Raw genomic sequence first — 2607 nt, forward strand, 5'->3', positions numbered from 1 at the left:
CCCCGGCGCCCGCTTTCGTCAACTACCAGACGGCTATCCTCAGGAGGCGCAATGAGCATCCATCTGCACTGGTACCTGCCGACCAATGGCGACAGCCGGGGGATCGTCGGCGCAGGCGATGACTCTCAGCACATCAGCGGCATCAGCGGCCAGTTCCGCCCCGCCACCCTCGATTATCTGATCGATATTGCCCGCAGCGCGGAGCGCCTGGGCTTTGAAGGCGTACTGACGCCGACCGGCAGCTGGTGCGAAGACGCATGGCTCAGCACCATGGCTATTAGCCAGCACACCGAGCGGCTGAAGTTTATCGTTGCCTTCCGTCCGGGTTTTATTTCGCCAACGCTGGCCGCTCATCAGGCGGCAAGCTTCCAGCGGCTGACCGAGGGACGGTTGATGATCAATATCGTCACCGGCGGCGATCCGGTTGAGCAGCGCCGCTACGGCGACCGGCTGGATCACGACCAGCGCTACGCCCGCAGCGGCGAGTTTATCGCCGCGTTTAAAGGCGTTAGTCACGCCAGAAACAGCGGCCAGCCGTTCGATTTTCACGGCGAGCACTATCAGCTTGAGCAGGCCACCCTGCTACCCTCGCCGTGGTCAGTGCCGCCGGTGTTCTTCGGCGGTTCCAGCCCGGCTGCCCAGCAGGTTGCCGCCGCGCAGGCCGACACCTGGATTAGCTGGGGCGAACCTCCCGAACAGGTCGCGCAGCAGCTGGCGACGGTGCGCGCGCTGGCCGCCGCCCAAGGGCGTACGCCGAGCTTCGGCATCCGCTTTCACGTCATCAGCCGCGACAGCGAAGAAGAGGCCTGGCGTGAGGCCGCCCGCCTGCTGCTCGGCATAACCCCGGAGCGCATTCAAAGCGCCCAGCTGCTTTTGGGGCGCACCGAATCCGTCGGGCAAAAGCGCATGAGCGCTCTGCTTGACGGTATTCAGGCCGATAAGGTGACGCCGGAAAACGTCCGTCTGCTGGAGATCGCCCCTAACATCTGGAGCGGCTACGCGCTGGTGCGCGGCGGCGTAGGTACCGCTATCGTCGGCAGCCACCAGCAGGTCGCGGAGAAGATCCAGGCCTTCCACGCGCTGGGCATTGAGCACTTTATTTTATCCGGTCAGCCGCATCTTGAAGAGGCTTACTGGTTTGCCGAGGGCGCAGGTGCCCTGCTACGCCGCAGCGGACTGCTGCACTCACCACACCAACCATAAAAAAACATCGCCCCTAAGAGAGGAACTATGAGCCATGCTCAGGACATTTATGCAGGACTTAACCACCAGGAGTTCGTCCACTGGAAAGTAGTGGCTCAGGACGTCGCGGACCGTCTCTATGCCACCTTGCTGGAGCGCGATCGCGCCAATAAACATCCGTTTGAAGAGATAGACTGGCTGCGTCAGAGCGGCCTGCTCAAGCTGGCGGTGCCGAAGTCGCTGGGCGGTGGAGGGGCGAATCTGGTGCAGGCGCTGGAGATTGGCCGCATTATCTCTGCTGCCGACGGTTCGATCGGCCAGCTGATCACCTACCACTACTCCAACGGTGTCTGGAGCTACATTCTCGGCAACCGCGAGCAGTGGGAGTTTATCGCCCGCGGCGTCGCCAACGAAGGCTGGTTCCAGTCGAGCATCAGCAACCCGCGTGACCCGCGCCTGAAGCTGGAATGGGACGGTAGCGATCTCTACGTCACCGGGCGTCGCACTTTTGCCACTGGCGCTGCCGTCTCGCAGGTAATGACCATCGCTGTATGGATAGAGGATCGGCTGGTGCAGTACCAGGTGACCGCCGATCGTCCGGGGATCGTCTTTAACGATGACTGGGACAACCTCGGCCAGCGCCTGACCGCCAGCGGTACGCTGGAGTTCAACCGCGTGCGTCTTCAGGAGAAGGATCGCCTCACCGGGCTGGAGGAGAAGCCGGAGAGCGCGCTGCTGCGCAACGCCCTGCGCAACCAGTTCAGCCAGTTGATTTTTGTCCACTTCTACCTCGGCATTGCCGAAGGGGCGCTGAAGCAGGCCGCCGCCTATTTCCGTGACGCCGTACGCCCGTGGCCGGAGTCCGGCGTGGAGAGCGCGCTGGAAGACCCGTATCACCGGCTGAAAGCGGGCGAGCTCTCCTCCGATCTCGCCGCCGGGATCGCGCTGGCGGAAAAAACCGCGTACGCCTTCCAGGATGCCTTCCATGCCGGCGACGATCTCACCGAAGCCCAGTGGGGCGAACTGGCGCTGTTAACCGACCAGGCCAAGGTCATTGCCAACAACGTGGCGCTAAAAATCAGCAACGAGATCTTTGAGCTCACCGGCGGGCGCTCCACCAGCAATCAGTACGGGCTGGACGTTTTCTGGCGTAACGTGCGTACCCACACGCTGCACGATCCGGTGACCTATCGGACGCGAGAAGTGGGCGACTACGTGCTGAGCGGCAAGCTGCCGACGCCGCGCGTCTACTCGCCGCCGAAACGCTAAGGAAGCGACGATGCCGGAGATTCGGATTATCTATGACCCCGCCGAGCTGCTCGCTGCCGCGACGCTGTTTCGCCAGGCGATGTTCGGCCTCCCCGGGGGCGTCACGCCGGTGGAGGCGTGGGCTGAACGCTACGTGGTGCCGGGGCGCGTTTATAC

The 2607-nt window shown here is 63.2% G+C and carries 2 protein-coding genes; both read left to right on the forward strand.

Translation table 11 applies throughout. The features are described 5' to 3' along the window. The first annotated feature begins 51 nt into the window (after window positions 1–51). The gene (locus tag PFH44_RS26665) at window positions 52–1203 is read left to right on the forward strand and encodes an LLM class flavin-dependent oxidoreductase (protein WP_283826701.1); all 1152 of its coding nucleotides are present in this window, start codon (window positions 52–54) and stop codon (window positions 1201–1203) included. 27 nt (window positions 1204–1230) lie between these two features. Then, entirely contained in the window at window positions 1231–2451 is a 1221-nt protein-coding gene (locus PFH44_RS26670; RefSeq protein WP_283826702.1) for an acyl-CoA dehydrogenase family protein, read from the forward strand. Window positions 2452–2607: the final 156 nt, after the last annotated feature.

Origin of the sequence: Klebsiella sp. Ech2A, assembly GCF_030078455.1 — a bacterium.
Lineage (GTDB): Bacteria > Pseudomonadota > Gammaproteobacteria > Enterobacterales > Enterobacteriaceae > Klebsiella > Klebsiella terrigena.

Coding starts and splice junctions, on each gene's coding strand:
- PFH44_RS26665 (WP_283826701.1), top strand. CDS start 52: ATGAGCATCCATCTGCACTGGTACCTGCCGACCAATGGCGACAGCCGG.
- PFH44_RS26670 (WP_283826702.1), top strand. CDS start 1,231: ATGAGCCATGCTCAGGACATTTATGCAGGACTTAACCACCAGGAGTTC.